General features: G+C 61.0%; 1 protein-coding gene and 1 pseudogene. Both read right to left on the bottom strand.

Annotated features, from left to right (window positions below; genetic code table 11):
- Positions 1 to 121: 121 nt before the first annotated feature.
- Positions 122 to 829, bottom strand: a pseudogene (locus tag FGL98_RS24965) (IS982 family transposase); the annotation flags it as partial.
- Between the two features lie 221 nt (positions 830 to 1,050).
- Entirely contained in the window at positions 1,051 to 1,647 is a 597-nt protein-coding gene (locus FGL98_RS24960; protein WP_146321568.1) for a hypothetical protein, read from the bottom strand.
- Positions 1,648 to 1,794 lie beyond the last annotated feature (147 nt).

The following is a 1,794-nucleotide window of genomic DNA, read 5'->3' as shown; positions in this document are numbered from 1 at the left end:
CTGTGTCAGCAGCTGACCGACACCGAGACGACCTATCCTGGCACGAACCTCAAGATCGTCTACACCGTCAAAGACCAGCCTGACAACTCATGAACGATCCCACCATGTCCAGACCCCTGGGCCTGGGCTGCTCACCCTTGCGGGCCGGTCTCAGCAGCGTGATCCCGGCATTGGCCAGCTCGGTCTCAAAGAGGCGCCCGAAGTAGTTCTTGTCCGCGATCATCACCTGGGAGTGCCCGGCAGTCAGCATGTCGGCGATGGCGGGCGTGGACTCGGCGATCGCCCAGAACGCCTCCCGCTCATCGGCTTTCGCGCCGGTCAGCACCCACCCGACCGGCAACCCGTGCAGCGTGCACACCAGGTGCAACCGCAAACCCCAGAAGAACCGGGAGTGCGACGCGCAGTACCCATACTCCGCCCACCCGGCCAGATCCGATCGTTTCGCGGTCTCCCGCGAGCGGCCACACTCGACCGGGGTCGAGTCGACCACCCAGGTGTCATCGGTGCCGATGCTGGACAGGCCACCCAGTTGCGCGGTCAGCCAGGCCATCGCGTCGGCGAGCTTGCGTAGCCTCTTGTTGTACCCCGACTGCTGGGGAACATAGGGGAACAGGTGACCCAGGTGGGTCTGCGCGTGCCGGATCCACCGCGCTTCGCTGGTAAACCCCAGCAGGGCCTGCAGCACCGCCAGGGTCAGCATCTCGGCATCGCAGATCCGGGGCGTGAATCCGATCACCGGCCGCGCCGGGACACGCTCGGGGTGGATGGTCAGCAGGTCATCCGCGGTCGCATACAGTGCAGTGGCAAGGGTGTCCAGATCGGCGTCCACGAGGGCCTCCAGGTTCGCGTTGGGTAAGCAACGCCAACTCTGGGCACTCTTGCGCTCATTTCACAGCCGCCACACCGGCCACATCCCTTGGACTTACTCGTCTAGACCGAGTCTGGCCAGACACCGGCCCTACGAGAATTCTCTAGTAGCCCACAAAGACGTACGTCTCTGCAGGACAGGGAGATCAACTGGCGGACAGAGCGAGCGCGACCGCGCGGAGGTCACGGGTCAGGGCGCTTCGAAGACTCTGTGCTGTCGCGGAGCTCATGCCTGTAGCGTCGATCGAAGTCGGCCTTGAGCTTGTCTGCACATTCAGCCATGATCGCCTGCCGGCGGCCATCTTCGTAGCCCTCAGCCTCCTTGACGTCCGCCATGATTCGGTGAAATGCGCCGTCGTCCATACGCCGGGAGAGTTGAATTCCTAGCGATGAGGGGAAAATTGTAGAGAACGACTTTCGAACTTCACTTGCTTTTGGTGCGAATGTGAAGAAGTTGAGTAAGAAGTCGGGCCTCATCATGTACCGCGACCCTCGGTTCTCGCGTTCAAGATCGCGCGTGTGGCGCAATATCCGAGTCTCGTTTGTCAGCCACCAAGATTTGAATCCGAATTCGTTCAGGTGGGAAGTCTCGGAACGACGTTGCCGGTGACCATAAACTGCACATGCAAGGAGCGCGTCATTCTCCGCTAGATTCTCATGTTGCTTCTCGGACATCAACTTCTGCTTGAGGACTTCGACGACCTCAGTGTCCACCAACTCCTCGAGATCGGCACGACTCCGATATTCCATACTGAACGTATTCTGCAGATATTGCTGCACCTGCCACTGCCCCTCAGGCTTAAACGGCTCTCCGTACCTGAGGTGGGGCACGGCGACACGCCGGGGGTTGGTGATGCGGTGAGGTGAGGGTCGAGGTCCTCAGGATCAGAAGCGACCAAGCTCACTGATCACCAAGGACCTCGACGG

This window comes from Leekyejoonella antrihumi (assembly GCF_007845645.1).
Taxonomy (GTDB): Bacteria; Actinomycetota; Actinomycetes; order Actinomycetales; family Dermatophilaceae; genus Leekyejoonella; species Leekyejoonella antrihumi.
The sequence above is the reverse complement of the archived record's forward strand: the minus strand, read 5'-3'. Positions and strand labels throughout refer to the sequence as shown.